The sequence below is a fragment of the Salipiger sp. genome, assembly GCF_059781815.1.
In genome coordinates this window covers 1-3,316 of record NZ_JBYNAH010000342.1, presented here as the reverse complement: position 1 = coordinate 3,316, position 3,316 = coordinate 1, and the positions used below count along the sequence as shown (strand labels likewise).

The following is a 3,316-nucleotide window of genomic DNA, read 5'->3' as shown; positions in this document are numbered from 1 at the left end:
AAATCAGCCAGGCGATGCTCGACGGGGTGCGCAACAAGGATGTCGGCCCCGCCGGCGACAGCCTGCGCGACATCGTCACCACGATCCGCGGCTTCTCGATCTCCGAGCTCGACGTACGCCGTGACCGGAGCTGGTGGGAGAAGCTGCTGGGCCGCGCCGCGCCCTTCGCCAAGTTCACCGCCCGTTACGAGGAAGTTCAGGGCCAGATCGACGGCATCACCGACAGCCTGCTCAAGCACGAGCACACGCTGCTGAAGGACATCAAGTCGCTCGACCTGCTCTACGACAAGACGCTCACCTTCTATGACGAACTGGCGCTCTACATCGCCGCCGGCGAGGAGAAGCTGAAGGAGCTCGACAGCAACGACATCCCCGCCAAGGAGACCGAGGTTCAGGCCGCCGCCGAGAACGATCAGGTGATGAAGGCGCAGGAGCTGCGCGACCTGCGCGCCGCCCGCGACGATCTCGAGCGCCGGGTGCACGATCTCAAGCTGACGCGACAGGTGACGATGCAGTCCCTGCCCTCGATCCGGCTGGTGCAGGAGAACGACAAGAGCCTCGTCACCAAGATCAACTCGACGTTGGTCAACACCGTGCCGCTCTGGGAAACCCAGCTGGCGCAGGCGGTCACCATCCAGCGCTCGGCCGAGGCCGCCGCCGCGGTGCGCGATGCCAACGACCTGACCAACGAGCTGCTCACCAAGAACGCCGCCAACCTGCGCGAGAGCAACAAGGCGATCCGCACCGAGATGGAGCGCGGCGTCTTCGACATCGAGGCGGTGAAGCAGGCCAATGCCGACCTGATCGCCACCATCCAGGAAAGCCTTCAGATCGCCGACGAGGGCAAGGCCAAGCGCGCCGCCGCCGAGGAAGACCTCAAGAAGATGGAGCACGAGCTGCGCGACACGCTCGCCTCCGCCAAGGCGCGCCGCGACGGCGTCGGCGACAATGCCGGCACCGCCGTGCCGAAAAGCGCCTGAGCCATGCGCGGGCGCTGGTCCCAGATCGGACTGGCCCTCGGGCTGCTCGCCGGCCTCACGGCCTGCGACAGCTCTCGGCTGGCGCCGCGCGAGACCGAGGTTCCCCCGCATGCACGCCCGGAGGGGCTGAAGCCCGAGCCGCCGACGCAAGCGCCGCGCCGGCGCTCGCTCGCGAGCCGCGATCTCGAGACCTACTACGCCAGCGTGCAGGCCGATCTGCTGGCCCAAGGCCTGCTGCGCACCGATGGCGGCGGCCCGGATACGCCCTTCACCGACACCATGCTGCTGCGCAATTTCGAGCGCATCGCGCTGGCCGAGGAATACGAGCGCGGCGCCGGGTTGCGCCCGTCGCGCGGCGAACTCGGGCGCATCAAGAAGTGGATCAAGCCGGTGCGCGTTGCGGTCGAGTTCGGCGAACTCGTCCCCGAGGCTCAGCGGGTTCCCGATATCAACATGGTGTCGCAATACGTGCGCCGTCTGGCCAATGTCAGCGGTCACCCCATCGCAATGAGCGAGAGCGGCACGAATTTTCACGTGCTCTTCATGTCCGAAGACGACAAGGCCGAGATCGCACCGCGCATCCGGGCGCTGGTCCCCGATGTGAACCCCGCCTCGCTTGCCATCTTTGACAACCTGCCGCGCTCGATCCACTGTCTGGTGATCGCGTTTTCCGAGACGCCGGGCGGCTACGATTACGGACAGGCCATCGCGGTGATCCGCTCCGAGCACCCCGACCTGCTGCGCCGCTCCTGCATTCACGAGGAAATGGCGCAGGGGCTGGGCCTCGGCAACGACTCCCCGCAGGCCCGCCCGTCGATCTTCAACGATGACGACGAGTTCGCCCTGCTCACCACGCATGACGAAATGCTGCTCAAACTACTCTATGACCCAGCGGTAAAGCCGGGCATGGATGCCGACGAGGTCCGCCCCATCGTCACGCCGCGCGCCGCAGAGCTGGTGGGCGGCCCGTCCTGAGCCAGACTTAACCGGGTCTTCACCTCTGCGGCGTAGCACCGTCCCTGCATGACCGGGACGAAACGATGTTCGACAACGCCACGAAACAGCAGGTGCTCTCCAGCGCCCTTCGGCTGCGCCTTGCCAGCAGCGCGCTGACACGGGATTTCTATGAGCGGCTCTTCAACCGCGCGCCGGAGCTGCGCGCGATGTTTCCTGACGACATGTCGGCGCAGTCGGACAAGCTCTTCGACATGGTGCTTGTGCTGGTGCAGTCGCTCGACCACCTTCAGATGCTGGTGACCGAGATCGAGGCACTGGGCGTGCGCCATCTCGAATACGGCGTGACCGAGGATCAGTATGCGCTGGTCTCCGAGGTGCTGCTCGACACGCTGCAAGACCACGTCGCCGACTGGTCCGAGGCGGACCGCAAGGCCTGGGCGCTGCTGCTCGGCTATGTCTGCGACCTGATGATCACCGGCGCCCGCGACCATGCCACCTCTGCCGCGTGAGGCTGGCGCGTCCGCCTCGCGCCGGCTAGCGCCCCTGCGCCCCCGATCCGCGGCCGCCCGGCTGCGGTTTCCCACCTTCGGGAGGGATACCGCCAGCGCCCGTCCGGATCCGGCCCTCCCCTCCCCGGCGGTTTCCGCCCGGCGCCGCTTGTGTCCGGCCAAGCCGTGGTTAAGTTGAGGGCAGACACAGTTTCAGCGGGGCACCGCCATGGGCATTCTCGATTTCCTTTCCGGCCAATTCATCGACGTCATCCATTGGGTCGACAACACGCGCGACACGATGGTCTGGCGCTTCGAGCGCGAGGGGCACGAGATCAAGTACGGCGCCAAGCTCACCGTGCGCGAGGGGCAGGCAGCGGTCTTCGTGCACGAGGGCCAGCTGGCGGATGTGTTCACCCCCGGTCTCTACATGCTCGAGACCAACAACATGCCGATCATGACCAGCCTGCAGCACTGGGATCACGGCTTCCGCTCGCCCTTCAAGTCCGAGATCTATTTCGTCAACACGACGCGGTTCAACGGGCTGAAATGGGGCACCAAGAACCCGATCATCTGCCGCGACCCCGAGTTTGGCCCGGTGCGCCTGCGCGCCTTCGGCACCTACTCGGTGCGGGTCACCGACCCCGCGCGCTTCCTGTCGGAAATCGTCGGCACCGATGGCGAGTTCACCTCGGACGAGATCAGCTTCCAGATCCGCAACATCATCGTGCAGGAATTCTCGCGCCTGATCGCGGGCTCTGGCATCCCGGTGCTCGACATGGCGGCTAATACGCAGGAACTCGGCAAGATGCTGGCCGACGGCATCTCGGCCACCATCGCAGAATACGGCCTGTCGCTGCCCGAGCTCTATATCGAAAACATCTCGCTGCC

Annotated in this window: 4 protein-coding genes; all 4 read left to right on the top strand. The window is 66.0% G+C overall.

Annotated elements, in window-relative coordinates; all coding sequences use genetic code 11:
• Positions 1–980 (top strand): toxic anion resistance protein (locus tag AC6RA4_RS24310; RefSeq protein ID WP_500164715.1); only part of this gene is annotated, 980 nt, incomplete at its 5' end.
• Between the two features lie 3 nt (positions 981–983).
• Positions 984–1,955, top strand: coding sequence for a DUF2927 domain-containing protein (locus AC6RA4_RS24305; protein ID WP_500164713.1), 972 nt, complete (start codon positions 984–986; stop codon positions 1,953–1,955).
• A gap of 65 nt (positions 1,956–2,020) precedes the next feature.
• On the top strand, positions 2,021–2,446 hold the full coding sequence (locus AC6RA4_RS24300) for a globin domain-containing protein (RefSeq protein WP_500164711.1): 426 nt from the start codon (positions 2,021–2,023) through the stop codon (positions 2,444–2,446).
• Between the two features lie 208 nt (positions 2,447–2,654).
• The coding region (locus AC6RA4_RS24295) for an SPFH domain-containing protein (protein WP_500164709.1) at positions 2,655–3,316 on the top strand (662 nt) is incomplete at its 3' end.

What these genes read in the sequence shown, in the direction of transcription:
- AC6RA4_RS24305 (WP_500164713.1), top strand. Translation starts at nt 984, where the DNA reads ATGCGCGGGCGCTGGTCCCAGATCGGACTGGCCCTCGGGCTGCTCGCC.
- AC6RA4_RS24300 (WP_500164711.1), top strand. Translation starts at nt 2,021, where the DNA reads ATGTTCGACAACGCCACGAAACAGCAGGTGCTCTCCAGCGCCCTTCGG.